Origin of the sequence: Vibrio porteresiae DSM 19223, from assembly GCF_024347055.1 — a bacterium.
Taxonomy (GTDB): domain Bacteria; phylum Pseudomonadota; class Gammaproteobacteria; order Enterobacterales; family Vibrionaceae; genus Vibrio; species Vibrio porteresiae.
In genome coordinates this window covers 2,735,889-2,758,788 of sequence record NZ_AP024895.1, presented here as the reverse complement: position 1 = coordinate 2,758,788, position 22,900 = coordinate 2,735,889, and the positions used below count along the sequence as shown (strand labels likewise).

The following is a 22,900-nucleotide window of genomic DNA, read 5'->3' as shown; positions in this document are numbered from 1 at the left end:
AAACTTGGCTGATAATAAACAAGCTCAGCGCAGAAGTAAAAACTTCGTGCACTTCCTGAGCTTGTTATGACTACGAATTTTGAATTTGGTTGCAAAGATAGAAGAAAATATTTTGATTAAGTGGTGTATATCAGAAAGTTATCAAGCACCGTAGGGTTACGGTGCTTAATGTAATAGCAGTTAGGCTGCGATTAATAGCTCTTTCGCGTTGGCAAGAGTCGTTGGTGTAATTTCACTGCCACCAAGTAGGCGAGCCAATTCGGCAATGCGCTGTTCTTGGTTTAGCTTGACCATTTGTGTTTCGGTTTGACCTGCCTTGGTCTGCTTAGCAACGAACATCTGGTTATGACCACAACCTGCCACTTGCGGTAAGTGGGTTACACACAGTACTTGAGTTGATTCGCCCAGTTTACGTAGCATTTTGCCGACCACAGCTGCTGTTGGACCTGAAATACCTACATCCACTTCATCGAAGATAAGGCTAGGAGTGTCGACTTTCTGGGCCGTGATCACTTGGATGGCTAGTGACATACGCGACAGCTCACCACCAGAAGCCACTTTTGCGATCGGTTGCAATGGTTGCCCTGGGTTGGTCGAGACAAGGAACGTAACCGCATCAAAGCCTAGCGGCGATGGGTGCTCCTGCGAATTGACCTCAATGCGGAACTGGGCGTGTTCCATACTCAGTTCGTGCATGCTTTGTGAAATGAGTTTATCCAACTCTTTTGCATAGCGGGCACGAGATTGGTGAAGCTTATCGGCTTTGCCTACTAGCGTTTGGTATTTTGCTGCTACTTCTTCTTCGTATTGAGCCATCTTTTCATCTGAGCAATCGAGCTGAGCGATTTGGCTTAGCAAATCTTGATGATGCTGATAGAGCTCCTCAGGTAGCACATGATGTTTACGGGCTAACGACATGATGCGTGAGTAACGTTCTTCAACAAAGGCCATGCGCTCTGGATCAACATCGATGCTATCGAGGTAGTTTCGTAGTTCGCTATTGGCTTCTTCTAACTGAATAATGGCCTCTGCGACCATGTTTGGTAAAGCAGACAATGAGTTATCCAATTCTGCGAGCTCTATAAGGGTGCTACTGGCCGATTGCAGGATACTTAAGGCGTTGACCTCTTCACCTTCGTAAATCAGCTCTATGGCCTTTTGACAGTTAATCGCAAGGTCACCACTGTTGGATAAACGTTTGTACTCTTGTTCCAATTCGCCAAATTCATCTTCGGCAATCGAAAGTTCATTCAGCTCTTTGATTTGATATTCAAGTAGCTGAAGTTGAGCCAAGTTTTGTTGGCTGTTTTCTTTGAGTTGTTTTAATTGATTATTAGCCTGACGCCAGTCTTGGTAAGCCAAACGCGTTTTCTTTAATAATTCGGTATGACCAGCGTACTGATCCAACATAGTCAGTTGGTATTCATTTTTCATCAGTTGTTGATGAGCATGTTGACCATGAATGTTGATCAGCATTTGTCCTAGAGATTTAAGCTGAGACAGTGGAACTGGGCTACCATTGATAAACGCGCGTGAACGTCCTTCTTTGGTAATGATGCGACGTAAAATGCAGTCTTTACCATCAAGGAGTTCGTTGTCTTCCAACCAGCGAGTTGCATTGACGTTGTTATCTAGGATAAAGGTGGCGCTGACTTCGGTTTTTGATTCACCGAGTCTGACAATACTGGCTTCCGCGCGGCCGCCAAGACATAAACTCAAAGCATCGATTGCGATAGATTTACCTGCACCCGTTTCACCTGTAATGGTGGTCATTCCGGAAGCGAGTTCTAGTTGCAAAGATTTCACGATTGCGAAGTTATTGACACTAAGATGAGCCAGCATTTTATTGCACCTGTATAGTTGAACAATACTGTATAAGAAAACAGTATATACTGTTTCTTTATACAGTAAAGATGATCAGGTGAAATTTTTAAACGCTCTAGAGAAAAAATGTGAGATTTATCAAAAGAGCTTGCTGGACCAACCTAATTTATTGCGCAGCACGTGATAGTAGTTGTAGTCCTTAGGGTGTATGAGCTTGAGCACGTTAGGACTTTGATAAATATGTACTTCATCGCCGGGAGAAACAGGCAGCGTCACTTGTCCATCACAACTCACTTCTTGGTTGAGTGCATTATTCGGTGAGACCACTAATTTAATGCGACGTTTACCATCTACGACCAGTGGTCGAGAAGAGAGGGTGTGTGGAAACATTGGGACCAAGGTAATGGCGTTGAGGCTTGGCGATAAAATAGGACCACCACCAGACAGCGAATAAGCAGTAGACCCTGTTGGTGTTGAAACGATGAGCCCATCAGAGCGCTGCGAGAACGCAAAGTTGTTATCGATATACACTTCGAATTCGATCATGCGAGCAATTTGCCCAGGATGCAGCACCGCTTCATTTAATGCTGAGTTATGGCTTTTAATTTGACCGTGACGATGCACTTCTGCTTCAAGAAGGAAGCGAGTCTCTTCAAGATATTCCCCATTTAATACTTGTTGTAAACCGGTGCAGACTTCGTCTGGGGTTAAGTCAGTCAGGAAGCCAAGGTTGCCACGATTAACACCGATCACGGACACGTCAAAGCGTGATAAGACACGTGCAGCGCCAAGCATGTTGCCATCACCACCCACGACGATGGCAAGGTCAGCTTTTTTGCCTAGTTCAAGGAGAGAGGCAAATTGAGTCTCTGGTATTTCCGGTAAAATGTCGGACAGACGGTCATCGATAAATACTGGATAGCCAAGAGAAGTTAACCACTGGTAAAGCTCTTTGTGGGTCTGAATCGCTTGCTTATCGCGTGGTTTACCTATGATTGCGATCACTTCAAATGGTTTTTTCATGTGTTTTCCAACCTAATTAGGCTTGAATCAGAAATCTTCATCCCCATAATAAGGGCAAGTTATACTTTTATGCGAATTTTTGTGTCACGAAACGGACGAGAATTCAATCCCTCACCACATTAGAGAGTGGAATTCTGGAGATATCATGAGCAACGAAGAAAACAAAATCAAAGAAGAAGAGCTGCAGCAAGAGCAAGCGGTTGAAGTTGAAGCCGTAGGTACCGATGCCGATATCGAGTGGAATGAGAATGACGACGCCAAAGAAGGCGAAGTTCTAAATGAACAAGAAGCAAAAATTGCTCAGCTTGAAGCCGCTTTATTAAGCAGCGAAGAGCGTGTGAAAGAACAACAAGATTCTGTATTGCGCGCGAAAGCTGAAGTAGAAAATATGCGTCGTCGTACTGAACAGGAAATCGATAAAGCACGTAAATACGCGTTGAACCGCTTTGCAGAAGAATTGCTGCCAGTGATTGATAACCTAGAACGCGCGATTCAAGCCGCAGATACAGAAAATGAAGCAGTAAAACCTCTTCTTGAAGGTGTTGAACTGACTTACAAAACATTTTCTGACGTGATTGAAAAGTTCGGTCTTAAAGTGATCAATCCTGAAGGTGAAGCATTTAACCCTGAATTGCATCAAGCGATGTCAATTCAACCAAGCCCAGATCACGAGCCAAATATGGTGATGTTTGTGATGCAAAAAGGCTATGAATTGAACGGTCGTTTGATTCGTCCTGCAATGGTTATGGTTTCTAAATAATCATAGCTAAACGCGATGGTAATGATGAAAGCAAAAGCTGGGATGTTCCCAGCTTTTTTCTATCTCGATGTTCATCGCTAGCTGTGAGCTGAAATAGCGCTTAGCGCGAAGTGAGTCTTTAAGCCAAAAGAAAGGCGACTGCATTGCAGTCGCCTTGTGTTTTATTGACAGGCAGTCAATTAATCACATTTTGTAAGTTAGGTTTACACCGTAAGTACGTGTTTGGCCTACAGAAGCGCGGTAGTCGTTCACATAGAGTACAACGTCTTCGTTAGTTAGGTTTTTTACGTAACCGTCGATAGTTAGGTCACCCCAAATGTACTGTAGACGAGCATCGGCTGTGATGTAATCACCCGCTTTGTATTCGCTATCGTTGTCTAGGTCTGAGTAGTACTCGCCCACGTATTTAGCATCAGCACCGAATGAGAAGTCCTCACCTAGGTATTGAGTAAAACCAAGACCAACGTTGGTGTGAGGGGTGTTAGGTAGGCTATTGCCGATGCCATCAGTATTTGAATCAATTTTAGAATTCATCAAACCAGCAGAACCACGAAGCATCAAGCTATTGGTTGCCCAGAAGTTCCCTTCAAGTTCTAGACCATATGTATGAGCAGAATCTACGTTAGTGATTTCAGAGTTTGATTGAGCTTGGTAGCCATCGTAATCGTTATAGAACAGGTTCGCTGCTAATGAAGCGCGATTGCCAAATTGAGTTCTTGAACTTAGCTCGTAAGCCCATACGGTTTCTTTGTCAAACGCATAGTATTCGTAGCTTGTCATGTTCAAACCAGCGCCGCCAGCGTTGTAACCGCGACGAATGTTCGCCCCTAAAGTTGTGCTTTCTGTTACGTCGTAAGTCGCGCCAACTTTTGGTAGGAATACGGTATCGCTATCGTCTTGATCTAGATATTCATCAGCCGTTCTGTGGAAGGTCATATCACGATCGATAGTGTTATGTTCTAGACGACCGCCACCAATCAAGTTCCATACTGGAGTTAGGGCGTAAGTCGCTTCACCATAGACTGCATAAACATCAGTTGTCGCACTGCTTTGGTAAGAGGTATAACCTGCGTAATTATTATCAACAGTGAATTCGTTTTTCTCGTGGTTAAGATAAACGCCAGCCATACCAGTCCAAGATGACGCTGGGAAAGAGAAAGAAACACGGTTGTCAATTTCAAATGATTTCAGATCGTTATCCAACGTTGTTGAGTCGTATGGATATTGGAAGAAATTGATGTTGTTAACTTGGTAATCCGCGTGGAAAGTGTTTTGGATTCCGTTGTCGAAATCATAGTTCACGTCGGCAGCAATGGAGTGCACGTCGGTATCTTGGATACGAGTGTTACCATCTCGAGAGCGGGTTTTTAACGTCAGTGTTTGTGAGCCGTAATCGTCATCACTGTCGTTTACCCAAGTTAGAAATTCACCTTTGTATTTATGGTAGTTGTAAGTCAACTTAGCAGATAGGCCTGGCATGGACGCAGGTTCCCAAAGAAACTTAGTGCGTACGTTCAGGTTTTCTGAGTCGTTAGGATCAACATTTTTAGTGACAGTGGACTCATCTTCATAGTTCATCCAACCTTCACCTTTCAAGCCATCAATAGCCACACGCATTGCGAGTTCGTTATCGATGATTGGCGCGTTGAACATCAGCGCTGCATTTTTCTTGATGTTGCCGTTTTCGTAGTTTTCTAAACCACCGCGAACTGCTGCTTCATATTGGAAAGTAGGATCATTGGTGGTTGAAACCAATGCACCACCAATAGCGTTTGTCCCTTGAGAAGTGGATTGAGGACCACGTAGAACCTCGACCTGTTTCACATCCCAAAGACCTGCTGGTGAATATGCATAACCTGTCCAACGCTGGGTTACGCCATCAACAATAGTGGCGATACGAGAACGGCTACCAGTCATATAAGCATATTGACCCGTTGCAGCACCTGTGCCGCTGATACCACGAATACTTACTGAACCAAAGCCTTCAGAAATAACATCAGGAGATAGAGTCACTAGGTCGTTTAATTTGCTGTACTGACCATTTTCAAATTGGTCTGAATCAATCACCGATACCGCTGTGGTGGTTTTCTTTAAGCTGCGATTTACTTTTTCGCCGGTTACCGTAATGGTTTCCATGCTTTGCGCTTTAGATTCTGGCGTGGTTTCTGCTGATACGGCGATAGAAGAGTAGAAAAAGGGTGCGGTACCAAGAAGAGTAGCGATAACAAGCTTGAGATAATTTGGCTTTCCAAACGTTGGAGAGCTAATAGATTGATTCATAATAGACGGCCTTTGACAGTGTGATCATTATTGAGTTCCAAATGCTAAGGCTAATGAGAATTGTTATCAATACTATTTTTATCTTTTGATAGGTTGCGTGCTTAATAGCAATAATTATGTGTGCTGTATCACACCTTGCGGGTTTTTAGATGCTACGAGATTTTTACAAAAATCTGCCAAAAGTGATTGTTCAATAACAATCTATTATGTGAACGGATAGATTTGTGATTTTGCTGCTACATTGTGCAGCAAAATGATTATTTATTGAGCATGTTGATGATCCTCGATTATCAACATGGCAAAAAATCTTTAAACATGAGAAGTGAGTTACATTTGGTTAACAGTTAAGTGGAATGCTCACTTAAATAAAGAGAGAAATTTTTACCAATTTGTGGGTGATTGACTTGTAAAAATAGAGCGCTATCCCCATCTAGTGGGTAAGGAAAAAGAGGGAGCTTAAAGGTGAAAGTGGTGGTTTATTCGGCATTTGAACCTTTAATAGAAGAAAAAATCATTAATTTGTATTTTTTTTCAAAAGTTCCCTTGAAAAGAATATTTACGCCCTTATCTAAGGGGCATAGAGAAGCAAACTTGAAAAAGTTTAGTTTGTGAGTAAGGGTTGAAAGCCCATTCTCCATCCCCATATTGGGGATATAGCCAAACGAACAATAGAATTATTCGGAGATAGCCTGATGGGTAAAATCATTGGTATTGACTTAGGTACTACTAACTCTTGTGTTGCAGTATTAGATGGTGACAAACCTCGCGTAATTGAAAACGCTGAAGGTGAACGTACAACTCCTTCCATCATCGCTTATACAGATGGTGAAACTCTGGTAGGTCAACCTGCAAAACGTCAAGCTGTTACTAACCCAGAAAACACGCTATTTGCAATTAAGCGTTTGATCGGTCGTCGTTTTGAAGACGAAGAAGTACAGCGCGATATCGAAATTATGCCATACAAAATTGTCAAAGCTGACAATGGTGACGCATGGGTCGAAGCTCGTGGTCAAAAAATGGCAGCACCTCAAGTTTCAGCTGAAGTTTTGAAAAAAATGAAGAAAACAGCTGAAGACTTCCTAGGTGAAAAAGTAACTGGTGCAGTTATCACTGTTCCTGCTTACTTCAACGATGCACAACGTCAAGCAACTAAAGATGCTGGCCGTATCGCTGGTCTAGAAGTTAAACGTATCATCAACGAACCTACTGCAGCAGCTCTAGCTTACGGTCTAGACAAACAGGGCGGTGACCGCACTATCGCTGTATACGACCTTGGTGGTGGTACATTCGATATCTCTATCATCGAAATCGATGAAGTAGATGGCGAAAAAACGTTCGAAGTTCTATCAACCAACGGTGACACACACCTTGGTGGTGAAGACTTCGATACTCGTATGATCAACTACTTAGTTGACCAGTTCAAGAAAGAACAAGGTATCGACCTGAAACACGATGCGCTTGCGATGCAACGTCTAAAAGAAGCTGCAGAAAAAGCGAAGATCGAACTGTCTTCAGCACAACAAACTGATGTAAACCTACCTTACATCACTGCTGATGCAACAGGTCCAAAACACATGAACATCAAAGTGACTCGTGCAAAACTTGAGTCTCTTGTAGAAGACCTAGTTCAACGTTCTCTAGAACCAATGAAAGTGGCTCTAGCTGACGCAGGTCTATCTGTAGGCGAAGTAACTGACGTTATCCTAGTGGGTGGTCAAACTCGTATGCCTATGGTGCAAAAAGCGGTTGCTGATTTCTTCGGTAAAGAAGCTCGCCGTGATGTGAACCCAGATGAAGCGGTTGCCGTTGGTGCAGCAGTTCAAGGCGGTGTTCTTGCTGGTGAAGTGAAAGACGTTCTTCTTCTTGACGTTACTCCTCTGTCTCTTGGTATCGAAACCATGGGCGGTGTGATGACTAAACTGATTGAGAAAAACACCACTATCCCAACAAAAGCACACCAAGTGTTCTCTACAGCAGATGACAACCAAAGTGCGGTAACCATTCACGTACTACAAGGTGAACGTAAACAAGCGTCTTACAACAAGTCTCTTGGTCAGTTCAACCTAGAAGGTATTAACCCAGCTCCACGTGGTACACCACAAATCGAAGTAACTTTCGACTTGGATGCGGATGGTATCTTGCATGTGTCTGCTAAAGACAAACAAACTGGTAAAGAACAAAACATCACTATCCAAGCTTCTGGTGGTCTAAGTGATGCAGATATCGAGAAGATGGTTCAAGAAGCAGAAGCTAACAAAGAAGCGGACAAAAAGTTCGAAGAGCTAGCAACTGCACGTAACCAAGCTGACCAAATCATTCACGCAACTAACAAGCAAGTGACTGAAGCGGGCGATGCTCTACCAGCTGACGAAAAAGAAAAAATTGAAGCTGCAATCAAAGAACTAGAAACAGCTCGTAACGGCGAAGATAAAGCTGAAATCGATGCGAAAGTTCAAGCTCTAATGACTGCATCTCAAAAATTGATGGAAATTGCACAGCAAAAAGCGCAAGCACAACAAGGTGGTGCTGACGCCGGTCAACAATCTGGTTCTGCAGATGATGATGTTGTTGATGCAGAATTCGAAGAAGTTAACGACAAAAAATAATTGTCATTAACAAGACGCTTGTTCAGATAAGCCCAGTTGGGCTTATCTGGTAAAACAGGTTTCTGCTTCGAGTTACTCTTTGTTTGTCAGAGATAAAGAGTAAAGAAGTTTGATGCGGGCGTTTGAGGAAACTCTGACGCCCGTATGTTTGTCCACATAGTGTGGCTATAGATAAGGCGAAGCATTGTCCTAGTGGTGTGCATTTCCCAAATAGTAATAACTCAGTTTTTAATTAAATCAGTGGGTTATGTGCTTTATCTATATCAATACAAACACCGAGCGGCGTAGCCCGTTTGCAGTAATAATTGGTGACTAAGAACATGTCAAAACGTGATTTTTACGAAGTATTAGGCGTTAGCCGTGATGCCTCAGAGCGCGATATCAAAAAGGCGTACAAACGTCTTGCTATGAAATACCACCCAGACCGTAACCCGGGTGATGAAAGTGCTGCGGATAAGTTTAAAGAAGTAAAAGAAGCGTACGAAATTCTGACCGATGCCCAGAAAAAAGCGGCTTACGATCAATATGGCCATGCTGCATTTGAGCAAGGTGCTGGTGGTTTTGGCGGCGGCGGTTTTAGTGGCGGCGGTGCTGATTTCGGCGACATCTTCGGTGATGTATTCGGTGACATTTTCGGCGGCGGTCGTCGTGGTGGTGGTGGCGGTGGTTATCGTCCACAACGCGGTGCGGATTTACGTTACAACATGGAACTGACTTTGGAAGAAGCGGTTCGTGGCTGTAGCAAAGAAATTGAAGTTCCAACTCTCGTTGAGTGTGAAGTTTGTCATGGGTCTGGTGCGAAAAAAGGCTCTCAAGCGCAAACGTGTCCAACTTGTCACGGACATGGCCAGGTACAAATGCGCCAAGGTTTCTTTGCTGTTCAGCAGACGTGTCCAACCTGTCATGGTAAAGGCAAGATCATTAAAGACCCTTGCGATGCGTGTCATGGCGAAGGTCGCAAACAGAAGACAAAAACACTTAATGTTAAAATTCCTTCGGGAGTGGATACCGGTGATCGCATCCGTCTTGCTGGCGAAGGCGAAGCTGGAGAACATGGTGCACCAGCAGGTGACTTATACGTTCAAGTTCATGTAAAAGAGCATGCAATTTTTGAACGTGACGGTAGCAACCTCTACTGTGAAGTGCCTATTAGCTTTGGTATGGCTGCACTTGGTGGTGAAGTCGAAGTACCTACACTTGATGGTCGCGTTAACTTGAAAGTGCCTGAAGAAACTCAAACCGGCCGTATGTTCCGTATGCGTGGTAAAGGTGTGAAGAGCGTGCGTGGCGGTGCTGTCGGTGATTTGATTGTGAAATTGGTGGTAGAAACCCCAGTTAAACTGAGCGCCCGTCAAAAAGAATTGCTTCGTGAATTGGAGGACTCCTGCCTGGGGGAGGACGGCAATAAGCACAAACCCAAGTCGGAAGGCTTCTTCAAAGGTGTGAAAAAATTCTTTGACGATCTCACCAGCTAATTCAGTTTTTTGAATTGACGCTAAGTGAATTTTTAAATCGGTCTCAAATGTGTTTGAGACCGATTTTTTATGCCTGAATTTTAGTGATACCTTGCCATTACTTTAGAACGTCACTATTTCCAACAGGCTTGCGGTGTGGTCAATCCCGTATCCGTGAGGGTCAATTTACTGTAACCCTGGCCCTGACAGGTATCTTCATCTTGGCCGCTGTCACGCTGTGGGATCGCTGTGATCACATAGTGATTAGCGCTGATATTGAGCGAGATTCGATAGCGGTGTGGGTCGCTTTGGCAAAAATCATTACAGACGCCGTTGTCACTAATCTCATGTAGCGCTGAATTTTGCAGTTGGTGTTCTTCCAAAAAGAGTTGTACGCGAGCCATATCCGTTAGGGCTTGCTTGCGATAGCTTTCTTTCACGTATTGGCTGTAACTTGGATACGCGATGGAGGCGAGAATACTGATGATACTGATCACTATCAGTAATTCGAGCAGTGTCATGCCTGCAATTGACCGTTTATAGCGGTTACATGGTTTTTTTAGAATCATGTCCAGTCATTCCTCTATTTCAGCGCACTTCCCGTATTTACGCTGCTAATCTCAGACCAACTTTAGAACATTCCAGCACTTTCTGTCGGGAGATTTTTGGGAAATGTGTCGCGGCTTTAGTTTATTAGAACTACTTACTTCGCTGGTGATTGTCGGTGTACTGCTGAGCATTGGTCTTAGTTACTCTTTGGTTACCCAGCGGACACAGCAAATCAAAAGTGCAGGGGAAGAACTGCTCAGTTTCGTAGAAACTGCGAAGTCAATTGCTCAAAGTCGCAAAACCCCGATGTGGATTGACGTGAGAAGTTCTACTCAAGTGGGGGATTGGTCGTTGCATTTGGCCGACGAACTTGACCCAGAATCACTTATTCTTGATGGACAACGGTTTCCTCTAGTTGCTTTGCACATCACGTATCTTGATGACCGCATCGTATTGCTTGGTGAGAGAGGGAAAATCAGCAACGGCAGCCTGACGCTGATGACGGATAACGATGCAGCCGAGGGATTAAAATTGATTACCTCTTACGGCGCTGGTCGTGTGAGATTATGCAGTGTGAGTGGAGCGGCCTATGGCTATCCGGCTTGTTAGAACGCAAGGTTTTTCGTTATTAGAAATGCTGATTGTGGTGATCATCAGTTCGTTAGCACTAGGTAGTGTGAGTGCTTTTCTGGTCCAGTCACACCGATCTCTACAAAAGGTGAACCAGCCGTTGAGGCTACAAAGTGCCGTAGAGACCGCACTGCAGTCACTACAACAAGATATTCATCGCGCTGGGCATCGTTCCTTTGCCACACATCCGAGTTACTTTCTTCATTCGTCATCAGCCGTTATTTGGAGTGATGCGGCACATCAGTTAGCCATTATCTATCAAGACCCTAATCAGCCGGCTTCAACTGCCTATTTCCATTTGGTCTATACATTGGATGGCGAAAAACTCGTTGCCTGCGAAAAGCGTGCAGAGAAGGCGTTGACGGTGGCGGAGGCAGCCAAGTCGAATCGTGACAGTCTTTGTTATTCAGTGTTTGACCCTAACTGGTTAGTCGTAAAGCAATTTCAAGCCCACGTAGAGCAGCATGACACCGTGACTCTTTGGCATATTACGCTGCAAGTCTCAAACAAAGAGCGAGTCCCGAGTTTGTATACATTTAACCTAGCTGCTTTGGTGATCAATCATGAGACGCAGTGAACGAGGTGCAGCACTGCTGCTGATGGTAATAGGGCTTATTTCGATCATGCTGACGTTTACCGCGACAGCCTATAAGTTGCAGTTTTACCAGCTAAAACAGGTACATCATTTGGTTGGGGCTAAAGAGCAATATTGGTTAGCGGTAGGACAACTAGAGTGTGCCTTAGCACTGATTCACGAAAATAGTTTTGAGACTTCGTTCGACCTGTGTCGCATACGTCATGATGACCAAGTGGGTGTCATCACTTGGAGTGTCAGTTCCCAAAAAGGCACCTTAACCAGTCAATGGCAATCGGTGATACTGACGCAAGAGCTGCGTATTTCTCATGGAAAGGCAACATTAGTCACTGGGGGATATTATGAGCCGTAACCAGCGAGGCATCAGTTTAATTGAAGTCTTGGTCAGTATGACGCTGATCTCGGTGACGTTATTGACCCTGATGAAAGCCCATCTTTATCTGCAACAACATAGCCAATATGCTCACCACGTACTCGAAGCTCAAGCGTTAGCTGACAATCAATTGCAATCATGGCGTATGTGGCAATTGGCGGCGACGGATGAGTCGATGTGGTCGCAATGGGGTTCTGGTTCTCAGCAGATGGGGGATTATCAGATGCGCTGGCAGGTGCAATCGCATCTTGGCGATCTGGTGCGACAAGTTGATATTACGGTCTCTTGGCAAGAAAGAAATGGTGCATCACAGAGCATTACTTTGCAGTCGCAACTCAGCCGAGCAGGCCATGTCTCCCTGTAGTTTTGAGAAACATAGCTTTGGGAGACATAGTGCTGGGAGACAAAGTTTGGAGGCATCGCTCTAGGAGGCATCACTCACTAAGGTTATGCCGAATGTTGATTAAGATGCTGGGCATGAAACGCTAAATGTTCACCAATAAAGGTTTGGATAAAGTAATAGCTGTGATCATAGCCTGGCTGCATGCGCAGAGTGAGTGGCACTCGATGAGTTTGCGCGGCTGCTTGCAAAGTTTCGGGCTTGAGCTGTTCGTGTAAGAAGCCGTCGGCATCGCCTTGGTCGACTAAAATAGGAGTGGTCACTGGATATTGATTGATCAGCGAAATTGTATCGTATTGCTGCCAACTGCTTTTATCCTCACCAAGATAGTGACGAAACGCTTTCTCACCCCAAGGCACAATGCTTGGATGGCAGATAGGACTGAACGCAGAGATCGACACGTATTTATCTGGGTTTTTAATTCCAATCGTTAACGCACCATGTCCGCCCATACTGTGACCCGCAATGGATTTGACGGAGGTAACGGGAAAATGGGCTTCAATTAGCTCAGGTAACTCATCTACGACATAAGAGTACATTTGATAATGTTTCTTCCATGGCTCTTGAGTGGCATTGAGATAAAAACCTGCACCTAAGCCAAAATCGTATTTACCGTCGGGATCATCCGGAACACCTTCACCTCGCGGGCTGGTATCTGGCGCAACGATGGCGATACCCAGCTCAGCCGCCTTTTGGAATGCAGCTGCTTTTTGCATAAAGTTTTCGTCGGTACAAGTAAGACCTGAAAGCCAGTATAAGACCGGGACTGGTGAGGCTGGAGTCGCTTTAAGCGGCAGGAAAATAGCAAAACGCATGTCGCAGTTTAATACGGTCGATGTGTGTTGATACTGCTTGTGCCAGCCACCAAAAACTTTGGCTTGGCTAAGATTGATGAGATCCATACTTTCTCCTTTGGCGGCACTGCAAGCAGCACCGCCATTGTGTTTCGGGATAACTTATGTTTTGGAATGACTTAGTAGTGAACGACTGAGCGAATACTTTCGCCTTTGTGCATCAGTTCAAACGCGTCATTGATCTCATCAAGGCTCATGGTATGAGTGATGAACTCCTGCAGACCAAACTCACCATTGAGGTACTGTTCAACGATACCAGGAAGTTGTGAACGACCTTTTACACCACCGAATGCGCTACCACGCCATACACGACCAGTGACCAACTGGAACGGACGAGTTGAGATCTCTTGACCAGCACCAGCAACACCGATGATGACCGATTCGCCCCAACCTTTATGACAACATTCAAGTGCTTGACGCATCACGTTCACGTTACCGATACATTCAAACGAGAAATCAACGCCGCCGTCAGTCATCTCAACAATCACTTCTTGGATTGGCTTGTCGAATTTTTGCGGGTTGATGAGGTCTGTTGCGCCTAGCTGAGTGGCAAGTTCAAATTTTGATTCATTGATGTCAATACCAATGATGCGACTAGCACCAGCCATACGAGCACCGATGATCGCTGATAGACCAATACCACCAAGACCAAAGATAGCGACGGTATCGCCTTGTTTCACTTTGGCAGTATTCAGTACCGCGCCCATGCCAGTGGTGACGCCACAACCGAGTAGGCAAATTTCTTCTAGTGGTGCAGTCTTGTTGACTTTTGCTAGTGAAATTTCAGGCAGGACTGTGTATTCAGAGAACGTTGAACAACCCATGTAATGGAAGATAGGTTGGCCATCTTTGTAGAAACGTGTTGTACCATCAGGCATTAGGCCTTTACCTTGAGTTGCACGCACGGCAGAACATAGGTTGGTTTTCCCTGATTTACAGAATTTACACTCACCACATTCTGCGGTGTAAAGTGGGATAACGTGGTCGCCGACTTCAACGCTCGTTACACCTTCGCCAACCATTTCCACAATGCCTGCACCTTCATGACCCAAAATCGCTGGGAATACACCTTCTGGATCGTCGCCAGACAAAGTGAATGCATCAGTGTGACATACGCCAGAAGCGACGATTTTAACTAGAACTTCGCCTTTACGTGGCAACATGACATCCACTTCTTCGATTTTAAGTGGCTGTTTTGGACCCCAAGCGACTGCGGCGCGCGATTTGATGAATTTGTCTTGTGACATCCGTATTTCCTCATGGCGTTATTAAATTGCAGAACGTTCAAGTTCTCGCGTTTCAATTAGTATAGTTATTTCAATTTGATTGATAATTAGGGCAAAATGAGAATAACTTTTACAATAAAGTAATAATTAGGAGCGCTTGTGGCGAACTGGGAAGGGGTGAATGAGTTTGTAACGGTTGCGGATACGGGCAGTTTTACCACTGCGGCACAACGTCTTGCGACATCGGTAGCCAATGTGAGCCGTCGGATCAACGCTCTGGAACAACGTCTTGGTGTCAAGCTGTTACAGCGCACTACGCGTAAGGTCTCCTTGAGTGAGGCAGGTCAACTCTATTATCAACATTGTCGATCGCTCGTAGAGGGGTTGGCGCAAGCTGAATTGGCGGTGACTCAAATGCAGGCTACACCGAAAGGTAAGCTGAAAGTGACCACGCCTGTGACCTATGGTGAACGTAAAATCGCGCCGCTGCTACACGATTTTTTGCAACTTTACCCTGAGTTGGAGTTGGAGTTGATTTTAACTAACCGCAAGCTGGATTTGATTGAACAAGGGGTTGATGTGGCAATTCGCCTTGGTCAGTTGGGGGACTCCAGTTTTATCTCGCGTAAACTGTGTAAACGTCAGCTTTATGTGTGTGCTACCCCAGACTATTTATCTCGATATGGGGTGCCGCATACCTTATCTGAACTCAATCGCCATCAATGCTTAGTCGGAACGTATGACCATTGGCGTTTTAAGGTGGAAGGGCAAGCTCGGACACTCAAAGTGACTGGCCGGATTGCATGTAACAGTGGCTTTGTGCTGTTAGATGCGGCCTTAAAAGGCATGGGATTGACTCAGTTGCCTGACTATTACGTGATGGAACATTTGGAAAATGGGCGTTTGGTGGAGGTGTTAAGTAATCTTAAAGATGACAGGGAAGGGGTTTGGGCGCTTTATCCAGAAAACCGTTTGTTATCACCTAAAGTGCGCTTAATGCTGGATTATCTCGCCGAGCACTTAACGGTTTAAGCCGAGCATTTAACGGTTTAAATAATGCAATCATTGGATTGTTTCTCGAAGTCACTTATGGAGTTGGCTATAATGCCGCGCCAACCAAAGAGAGAGAGTTATGACGGATTACCAAGCCACATTTACCGCTGAAGATGAAGCATTCATGCGCCATGCAATGGAGTTGGCAGCTCATGCTGAAAGTGAAGGCGAAGTGCCAGTAGGCGCTGTTTTAGTGAAAGATGGGGCGATCATTGCTCAAGGTTGGAACCGTTCTATCGGCAATCATGATGCGACGGCTCATGCGGAGATCCAAGTATTACGTGCGGCAGGGGAAGCATTACAAAACTATCGCCTGCTTGATACCACGCTGTACGTGACATTAGAGCCTTGCCCTATGTGTGCCGGTGCGCTTTTGCATAGCCGTGTTAAACGCATTGTGTATGGCGCGCCAGATCTAAAAGCAGGGGCGGCCGGAACCGTGTTAAATCTCTTTGATAGCCAAGCGTCTTACCATTACGCCACGGTTGAAGCGGGTTTATTAGAAGCAGAATGCCGAGCGCAGCTACAAGCTTTTTTCCAACGTCGCCGTAAAGAAATTAAAGCTGAGCGACAAGCGCAGAAAAACGATGAAGGTAGAGCAGAGTAGTCGTTAGGGTAAAGCTAGGTGGAAGGGGCATATAAGCAAACATCTACGGTTTCATTGATGTGTAGATGTTTGCATTTCTATAAATATCAGCAAACAAACTGAACGAAAGCGCGATGGCGAGCAATCACTTTTTTCTTGTTGTTCGCCAGCATACGACGACGTCGATTAGCTGATACGGCTTTATTAAAGAGTCTTGATTGTTGTCTACGTTTGAGCATAAAACAACCTCCTATGTGTAAGCACAGATGATAAGCCACACCGTCAGGTACTCTTCTGGCTTAGCCTCTCCTGTAGCGCCTTTTCTTTTCTACGCTATATCGTCTATTTCAGGTGATGACTGAGTCAGTTCTTGTTAGTGATGACGTTGGTTTTAGTCTATTTGCTCACGGGTCATTCTTCTTGATAAGACCACATGAAATAGAGCGTAAACCGAACGGTTCTATACAGTGAGATACTGAACAGGTTGGTGATTATCTGTTGTTGGTACGATAAGCTCGTAAGATGTTCAAAAATAGAAAACAATTTCTTACGAGCTCACTTCAGTTTTATGGGTTTTCCCAACAAAGATCAAGTGATAATTTCGTGACAATCGGCGTCTTTATTTGGCTTTCTTGCTATTTGTCACATCTTCATCGGGTTCTGCATCCACATTGCTATTATCATCACTTAAAACTTGGTCATCAGCGGATAATGGCGTGGTCACATTGATCACGGTTAAGTCATCGGTACTGTCATCGCCAGTGACGACTTGGCGCTGTTCCATGTGGCCGATAATGCTCTGATAATAGCGACGAATGTTCTCTACATACATGAGGGCTTCATCGCCACGAGCATAACCATATTGGGTTTGGCGGAAGTATTTTTTCTGTCGCAATTGTGGCAAACGGTCTTTCACGTCAGTCCATGAATTCGGGTCGCCACCTTGTAATTTAGTGAGGCGGCGCGCATCCATCATATGCCCATAACCTACGTTGTAGGAGGCAAGGGCAAACCAGATTTTTTCATGCTCTGGAATTGAGTCAGGAATACGACTCACCATGCGCTGCAGATATTCCACACCACCACGTACCGATTGTTCAGGATTGAGGCGATTAACCACGCCTACACTACGAGCAGTAGGTAGCGTTAACATCATCATACCGCGCACACCGGTGGGGGATTTTGCCCGTGGATTCCAATGCGATTCTTGGTAGGCCACCGCCGCAATCAAACGCCAGTCAAACTCGCCAGAATATTTTTGAAATAGTGGGACCCACTTCATTAAGCGGGTATCTAAAGCACGGATCAGTGCGCGAGTATCCACATAGTCAAACGTGCCGATATGACCGATGTATTTCTCTTCCAAAGAGGCCAAATAGCCTGATTGTTTTAGGTCACCAAAGAATTCGATCATCAGTGCGTATAGGCTTTCATCATCGGAACGACGCATAAACCAAGAGATAGGTTGGTCTTCGGTCATTTCGAGTGCTACGGCCAAATCGGGATAAACACGTTGTGCCAGCGAGACTTGTACTGAGTCCGCCATGGTGAACATCAGCTCACCTTCCGACACTTGTTTGAGCAAATCGTTAATATCCGAATCTTCATCGATATGAAAACGAAAGTCAGGATACGTCTGCTTTAGGTCGTGCAATGTGGTTTCAAAGTGAGAATCTTCGACCACACTGAGAATCGGTTTATCTTCGCTCTCTTTAAACAACTGCTCTTGTTTGGCGATCAGCTGTTCGATATTGCGTGGACGCCATTGGCCTTGTTGATAGACCAGTTGCTGCGATACGTAGTAATAAGCCGGACCGGCACGAAAGTTGTTAACTCGTTGTTCTGATTGGCTAAGACCGGCTGCAATAATGTCGATTTCGCCATTTTTTAATGCAGGGAAAAGGCTGGATAAACGGTAAGCCGGTTTGATCTCAAGCTTGACACCTAGCTCTCGAGCAAACTCACGCGTCAGTTCATAGTCCAGCCCTGCTGGGCCATCGGGACCGATATAGTAGGAAAGCTGGTTATTTAACGTGCCGACACGCAATACTCCTCGCGCGCGAATTTGCTCTAATTCGCTCTGTGGTTCGGAGTCGATCTGGCAGCCAGACAATAGAATAGCCACAAAAAGGAAAAACAGGCTACGACTCAAAGTATCGGAAGAAAGCTTTGTCATTAATACAATTTCTCTTACAGCGGTGGTGGCCTTTTTTTGATAAAGGCAGTGCTTCTGGCAAAGTTTTGACAAACCAATACGCCATCTGTGTTGGGTAATTATACCTATTAACCATCGTTTTGGGCACTTTCTGTTGCGTGAGATGTGTGCGTTTTCGCAGTTAGGAGTTTGTTTTTTAAGTAAGGTAGGGTGCAACCCTTACGGTGACTAGGCTGGCCTAAAACGCACTCGCCAAAAAAATCGCGCGAGATTTGTTTTATTTGTCATCAAACGGGGTTAATTTCAAAATTCATAAAAAAAATGACGCAAACGGTTGCTTTTGATGTTACGTCACAAAAAAAAATCCTCTATAATGCGCACGCATCCAAGAGATGAAATTGGTATATGTTTAATAATTGCACAATAACTCTCTGTAAATATTAAATTTATTCCAATTTCTATCTCACACACTAGTTAATAGAGACCTAAGCACATGAGAATTTTGCGTGGTTCCCCAGCTCTTTCTGAGTTTCGTGTCAGCAAACTGATTGAAACTTGTCGTGAACAAAATCTGCCTGTGACCAACATCTATGCTGAGTTTATGCACTTTGCGAACCTTAGCGCGGATCTGGACAGTCAAGAACTCGAAAAACTAGCGAAGTTATTGACTTACGGCCCAACCATTCAAGAACACGAGCCTCAGGGATTACTGCTTCTTGTGACTCCACGTCCTGGTACTATCTCTCCTTGGTCTTCTAAATCTACCGATATCGCACACAACTGTGGTCTTGCTGGCGTACAACGTCTTGAGCGCGGTACAGCTTACTACATCGAATCTGAACAACCACTTAATGCAGACCAAGTGACTGCAGTGAAAGCGTTGATTCATGACCGAATGATGGAAGTGGTGTTTACTGAACTTGAAGCGGCTGAAGCACTCTTTAGCCATGCAGAACCAGCGCCATTGACGCCTGTTGATATCCTTGCTGGTGGTCGTGTTGCGCTTGCAGAGGCAAACGTTTCCCTAGGTCTAGCGCTAGCTGAAGATGAGATTGACTACTTAGTAGAGAACTTTACTAAGCTGGGTCGTAATCCAAACGACATCGAACTGATGATGTTTGCGCAAGCAAACTCAGAACACTGCCGTCACAAAATCTTCAATGCAGATTGGACAATTGATGGTGAGAAACAAGAGAAGTCTCTGTTCAAGATGATCAAGAACACGATGGAGACTCATCCAGACTACGTATTGTCTGCTTATAAAGACAACGCGGCCGTTATGGAAGGCTCTAAAGTGGGTCGTTTCTTCCCAAATCCAGACACTCGTCAGTACGATTATCATCATGAAGATGCACACATTCTGATGAAAGTGGAAACGCACAACCACCCAACTGCAATTTCTCCATGGCCGGGTGCTTCTACTGGTTCAGGCGGCGAAATCCGTGACGAAGGCGCAACCGGTATTGGTGGTAAACCAAAAGCGGGCTTAGTCGGTTTTACCGTATCTAACCTACGTATTCCTAACTTTGTGCAACCTTGGGAAAGCGATTTTGGTAAACCAGGTCGTATCGTTAGCGCACTCGACATCATGCTCGATGGTCCTTTAGGTGGCGCAGCATTCAACAACGAATTTGGTCGTCCAAACCTACTAGGTTACTTCCGTACTTACGAAGAAAAAGTGACTTCTCACGCAGGTGAAGAAGTGCGTGGTTACCACAAACCAATCATGATTGCTGGTGGTCTAGGTAACATCCGTGCTGAACATGTACAGAAGAAAGAAATTCCTGTTGGCGCTAGCCTAATCGTGCTTGGCGGTCCAGCAATGAACATCGGTCTTGGCGGTGGTGCTGCGTCTTCTATGGCGTCTGGTCAATCGGCTGAAGATTTGGATTTCGCATCAGTACAACGTGAAAACCCAGAGATGGAACGTCGTTGTCAAGAGGTGATCGACCGTTGTTGGCAACTTGGCGAAGAGAACCCAATCGCGTTTATCCACGATGTGGGCGCGGGTGGTATCTCTAACGCATTGCCTGAATTGGTTAACGATGGCGACCGTGGTGGTAAATTCCAACTACGTGACGTACCAAACGATGAACCAGGCATGAGCCCTCTAGAAATCTGGTGTAACGAATCTCAAGAACGTTATGTACTTGCAGTCGCTCCAGAAAACATGGCTCGCTTTGATGCAATTTGTAAACGCGAACGTGCACCGTATGCGGTCGTAGGTATTGCAACGGAAGAGCGTCATCTGACTCTAGAAGACTCACACTTCGACAATACACCAATCGATATGCCAATGGACATTCTGCTTGGCAAGCCGCCAAAAATGTCTCGTGAAGCAACCACTTTGAAAGTGAATAGCCCAGCGATTACTCGCGACGGTATTGAAATCAACGAAGCGGTTGAGCGCGTATTGCGTCTACCTGCTGTTGCAGAAAAGACCTTCCTTATCACCATCGGTGACCGCAGCGTAACGGGTCTTGTTGCTCGTGACCAAATGGTTGGCCCATGGCAGGTTCCAGTAGCAAACTGCGCAGTAACAGCAGCAAGTTACGACTCTTACCACGGTGAAGCGATGTCTATGGGTGAACGTACACCTGTTGCTCTGCTTGACTTTGGTGCTTCTGCTCGTCTAGCAGTAGCTGAGTCTTTGACTAACATCGCAGCAACTGAAATCGGCGACATCAAACGTATTAAACTGTCTGCAAACTGGATGTCTCCAGCAGGTCACCCTGGTGAAGATGCAGGTCTTTACGAAGCAGTGAAAGCGATTGGTGAAGAGCTTTGTCCTGCGTTGGGTATTACTATCCCTGTAGGTAAAGACTCAATGTCAATGAAGACGAAGTGGGAAGAGAACGGCGAACACAAAGAAGTGACCTCACCGCTATCTCTTATCATCACTGCGTTTGCTCGCGTAGAAGATGTACGTAAGACAGTAACACCACAACTTCGCACTGATAAAGGTGAAACCAGCCTTATCGCTATCGACCTAGGTAACGGTCAAAACCGTCTAGGTGCAACAGCACTCGCTCAAGTTTACAAACAGCTTGGTGATAAACCAGCAGACGTTGACAGCGCAGAGCAGCTAAAAGGCTTCTTCGATGCGATGCAAGCGCTTGTTAGCAACGATAAACTGATTGCTTACCACGACAAAGGCGACGGCGGTCTGTTTGTGACTCTTGCTGAAATGGCCTTCGCTGGTCACTGTGGTGTGAATGCGAATATCGCAGCACTAGGTGACGATGCTCTAGCGGTTCTATTTAACGAAGAGCTTGGTGCGGTTGTTCAAGTAGCGAAAGCTGATGAACAAGCGGTACTAGACACGTTGGCACAATTTGGCTTAGCAGAGTGTTCACACGTGATTGGTTCAGTTGAAGCATCAGATAAGATCGTGATTACTTCAGGCGATGTAGTGGTTCTTGACCGTTCACGTACTGAACTACGTACTATTTGGGCTGAAACAACGCACAAAATGCAAGCGCTGCGTGATAACCCAGCCTGTGCAGACCAAGAATTTGCAGCGAAGAAAGACAACACCGACCCAGGCTTGAACGCGAACCTAACGTTCGATGTTCAACAAGATGTAGCGGCTCCTTACATTGCGAAAGGTGCGAAACCTCGCATGGCAATTTTGCGTGAGCAAGGTGTTAACTCACACGTTGAAATGGCAGCGGCATTTAACCGCGCTGGTTTTGATGCGATTGACGTTCACATGAGCGACATTCTAAGTGGTCAAGCGGTGCTTGATGAGTACCAAGGTCTTGTGGCTTGTGGTGGTTTCTCTTACGGCGACGTATTGGGCGCGGGTGAAGGTTGGGCGAAGTCTGCACTATTTAACGCACAAGCTCGTGACCAGTTCGAAAGCTTCTTCCACCGTAACGACACCTTCTCTCTAGGTGTATGTAACGGTTGTCAAATGCTCTCTAACTTGAAAGATCTGATCCCTGGTGCTGATTTGTGGCCACGTTTCGTACGCAACGAATCTGAACGTTTTGAAGCACGCTTCTCATTGGTTGAAGTGCAAAAATCTGACTCAATCTTCTTTGATGGTATGGCTGGCTCTCGTATGCCTATCGCGGTTTCTCACGGTGAAGGTCGTGTAGAAGTTCGTGATGATGCCCACCTGGCGGCGATTGAACAATCAGGTACAGTGGCAGTACGTTTCGTTGATAACTTCGGTAACGCAACGCAACAATATCCAAACAACCCGAACGGTTCACCAAACGCAATCACTGGTCTAACAACCAAAGATGGCCGTGTGACTATCATGATGCCTCACCCTGAACGTGTATTCCGTACAGTGGCGAACTCATGGCACCCAGACAACTGGGGCGAAAACGGTGCTTGGATGCGTATGTTCCAAAACGCACGTAAGAACATCGGTTGATAGACGCTTGAGTCTTCAATCTGAATTATCAAAGGCTCTGCTTCGGCAGGGCCTTTTTGTTGAGTGCGTAAAAGTGAAAGCGAGTGTTATCAAGGTTTAGAAGTTTATCGAATATAAAAAAAGTTTATTTTTAATGTATTAAATT

Annotated in this window: 19 protein-coding genes; 10 read left to right on the top strand and 9 right to left on the bottom strand. The window is 45.3% G+C overall.

What is annotated here, in order from left to right:
* Nucleotides 1-180: 180 nt before the first annotated feature.
* Both recN and nadK read right to left on the bottom strand, forming a co-directional pair.
* Entirely contained in the window at nt 181-1,842 is a 1,662-nt protein-coding gene (gene recN, locus OCV11_RS12615) for a DNA repair protein RecN (RefSeq protein WP_261893241.1), read from the bottom strand.
* A gap of 120 nt (nt 1,843-1,962) precedes the next feature.
* Nucleotides 1,963-2,847: an NAD(+) kinase gene (gene nadK / locus OCV11_RS12610; protein ID WP_261893240.1), complete on the bottom strand. Its 885-nt coding sequence runs from the start codon at nt 2,845-2,847 to the stop codon at nt 1,963-1,965.
* Nucleotides 2,848-2,992: 145 nt separating this feature from the next.
* Between nadK and grpE the strand changes: the two genes are divergently transcribed.
* Nucleotides 2,993-3,607 (top strand): nucleotide exchange factor GrpE, encoded by a 615-nt coding sequence (gene grpE / locus OCV11_RS12605; protein ID WP_261893239.1) that lies wholly within the window; start codon nt 2,993-2,995, stop codon nt 3,605-3,607.
* Between the two features lie 6 nt (nt 3,608-3,613).
* Here the strand turns inward: grpE and OCV11_RS12600 are convergent, their stop codons facing one another.
* Both OCV11_RS12600 and OCV11_RS12595 read right to left on the bottom strand, forming a co-directional pair.
* Nucleotides 3,614-3,751 (bottom strand): hypothetical protein, encoded by a 138-nt coding sequence (locus OCV11_RS12600; protein ID WP_261893237.1) that lies wholly within the window; start codon nt 3,749-3,751, stop codon nt 3,614-3,616.
* Between the two features lie 39 nt (nt 3,752-3,790).
* Nucleotides 3,791-5,887 (bottom strand): TonB-dependent receptor, encoded by a 2,097-nt coding sequence (locus OCV11_RS12595; protein ID WP_261893236.1) that lies wholly within the window; start codon nt 5,885-5,887, stop codon nt 3,791-3,793.
* 692 nt (nt 5,888-6,579) lie between these two features.
* On the opposite strand from OCV11_RS12595, the gene dnaK reads away from it, so the two are divergent.
* Together dnaK and dnaJ are read left to right on the top strand one after the other, a co-directional pair.
* On the top strand, nt 6,580-8,493 hold the full coding sequence (dnaK, locus tag OCV11_RS12590; protein ID WP_261893234.1) for a molecular chaperone DnaK: 1,914 nt from the start codon (nt 6,580-6,582) through the stop codon (nt 8,491-8,493).
* A 320-nt stretch (nt 8,494-8,813) separates the two neighbouring features.
* On the top strand, nt 8,814-9,968 hold the full coding sequence (gene dnaJ / locus OCV11_RS12585) for a molecular chaperone DnaJ (RefSeq protein ID WP_261893233.1): 1,155 nt from the start codon (nt 8,814-8,816) through the stop codon (nt 9,966-9,968).
* Between the two features lie 113 nt (nt 9,969-10,081).
* Here dnaJ and OCV11_RS12580 read toward each other — a convergent pair whose 3' ends face one another.
* The gene (locus OCV11_RS12580) at nt 10,082-10,516 is read right to left on the bottom strand and encodes a type IV pilin protein (protein ID WP_261893231.1); all 435 of its coding nucleotides are present in this window, start codon (nt 10,514-10,516) and stop codon (nt 10,082-10,084) included.
* Between the two features lie 103 nt (nt 10,517-10,619).
* On the opposite strand from OCV11_RS12580, the gene OCV11_RS12575 reads away from it, so the two are divergent.
* Genes OCV11_RS12575 through OCV11_RS12560 form a run of 4 tightly spaced genes read left to right on the top strand, consistent with a single transcriptional unit; the run spans nt 10,620 to nt 12,458 of the window.
* A complete protein-coding gene (locus OCV11_RS12575; RefSeq protein ID WP_261893229.1) occupies nt 10,620-11,105 on the top strand; it encodes a GspH/FimT family pseudopilin in 486 nt (161 codons plus the stop codon).
* Nucleotides 11,086-11,703 carry a PulJ/GspJ family protein gene (locus OCV11_RS12570; RefSeq protein WP_261893227.1) on the top strand — a complete coding sequence of 206 codons (618 nt, stop codon included), beginning with the start codon at nt 11,086-11,088 and terminating at the stop codon, nt 11,701-11,703. The genes OCV11_RS12575 and OCV11_RS12570 overlap by 20 nt, the downstream gene beginning before the upstream one ends.
* The gene (locus tag OCV11_RS12565) at nt 11,690-12,073 is read left to right on the top strand and encodes a hypothetical protein (protein WP_261893226.1); all 384 of its coding nucleotides are present in this window, start codon (nt 11,690-11,692) and stop codon (nt 12,071-12,073) included. Before OCV11_RS12570 ends, OCV11_RS12565 begins: the two co-directional genes overlap by 14 nt.
* Nucleotides 12,063-12,458, top strand: coding sequence for a type IV pilus modification PilV family protein (locus tag OCV11_RS12560; RefSeq protein WP_261893225.1), 396 nt, complete (start codon nt 12,063-12,065; stop codon nt 12,456-12,458). The genes OCV11_RS12565 and OCV11_RS12560 overlap by 11 nt, the downstream gene beginning before the upstream one ends.
* 83 nt (nt 12,459-12,541) lie before the next feature.
* Here OCV11_RS12560 and fghA read toward each other — a convergent pair whose 3' ends face one another.
* Both fghA and OCV11_RS12550 read right to left on the bottom strand, forming a co-directional pair.
* Complete coding sequence (gene fghA, locus OCV11_RS12555) at nt 12,542-13,396, bottom strand: S-formylglutathione hydrolase (protein ID WP_261893223.1); 855 nt, start codon at nt 13,394-13,396, stop codon at nt 12,542-12,544.
* Between the two features lie 71 nt (nt 13,397-13,467).
* Complete coding sequence (locus OCV11_RS12550; protein WP_261893221.1) at nt 13,468-14,595, bottom strand: S-(hydroxymethyl)glutathione dehydrogenase/class III alcohol dehydrogenase; 1,128 nt, start codon at nt 14,593-14,595, stop codon at nt 13,468-13,470.
* A 138-nt stretch (nt 14,596-14,733) separates the two neighbouring features.
* Between OCV11_RS12550 and OCV11_RS12545 the strand changes: the two genes are divergently transcribed.
* Both OCV11_RS12545 and tadA read left to right on the top strand, forming a co-directional pair.
* On the top strand, nt 14,734-15,606 hold the full coding sequence (locus OCV11_RS12545) for a LysR family transcriptional regulator (protein ID WP_261893219.1): 873 nt from the start codon (nt 14,734-14,736) through the stop codon (nt 15,604-15,606).
* 100 nt (nt 15,607-15,706) lie between these two features.
* Nucleotides 15,707-16,234 (top strand): tRNA adenosine(34) deaminase TadA, encoded by a 528-nt coding sequence (tadA, locus tag OCV11_RS12540; RefSeq protein WP_261893217.1) that lies wholly within the window; start codon nt 15,707-15,709, stop codon nt 16,232-16,234.
* Nucleotides 16,235-16,320: 86 nt separating this feature from the next.
* Here tadA and OCV11_RS12535 read toward each other — a convergent pair whose 3' ends face one another.
* Both OCV11_RS12535 and mltF read right to left on the bottom strand, forming a co-directional pair.
* The gene (locus tag OCV11_RS12535) at nt 16,321-16,452 is read right to left on the bottom strand and encodes a hypothetical protein (protein WP_261893216.1); all 132 of its coding nucleotides are present in this window, start codon (nt 16,450-16,452) and stop codon (nt 16,321-16,323) included.
* A gap of 380 nt (nt 16,453-16,832) precedes the next feature.
* Nucleotides 16,833-18,389, bottom strand: a complete 1,557-nt coding sequence (gene mltF, locus OCV11_RS12530; RefSeq protein WP_261893215.1) for a membrane-bound lytic murein transglycosylase MltF — start codon at nt 18,387-18,389, stop codon at nt 16,833-16,835.
* A 472-nt stretch (nt 18,390-18,861) separates the two neighbouring features.
* On the opposite strand from mltF, the gene purL reads away from it, so the two are divergent.
* Nucleotides 18,862-22,755, top strand: a complete 3,894-nt coding sequence (gene purL / locus OCV11_RS12525) for a phosphoribosylformylglycinamidine synthase (RefSeq protein ID WP_261893214.1) — start codon at nt 18,862-18,864, stop codon at nt 22,753-22,755.
* Nucleotides 22,756-22,900: the final 145 nt, after the last annotated feature.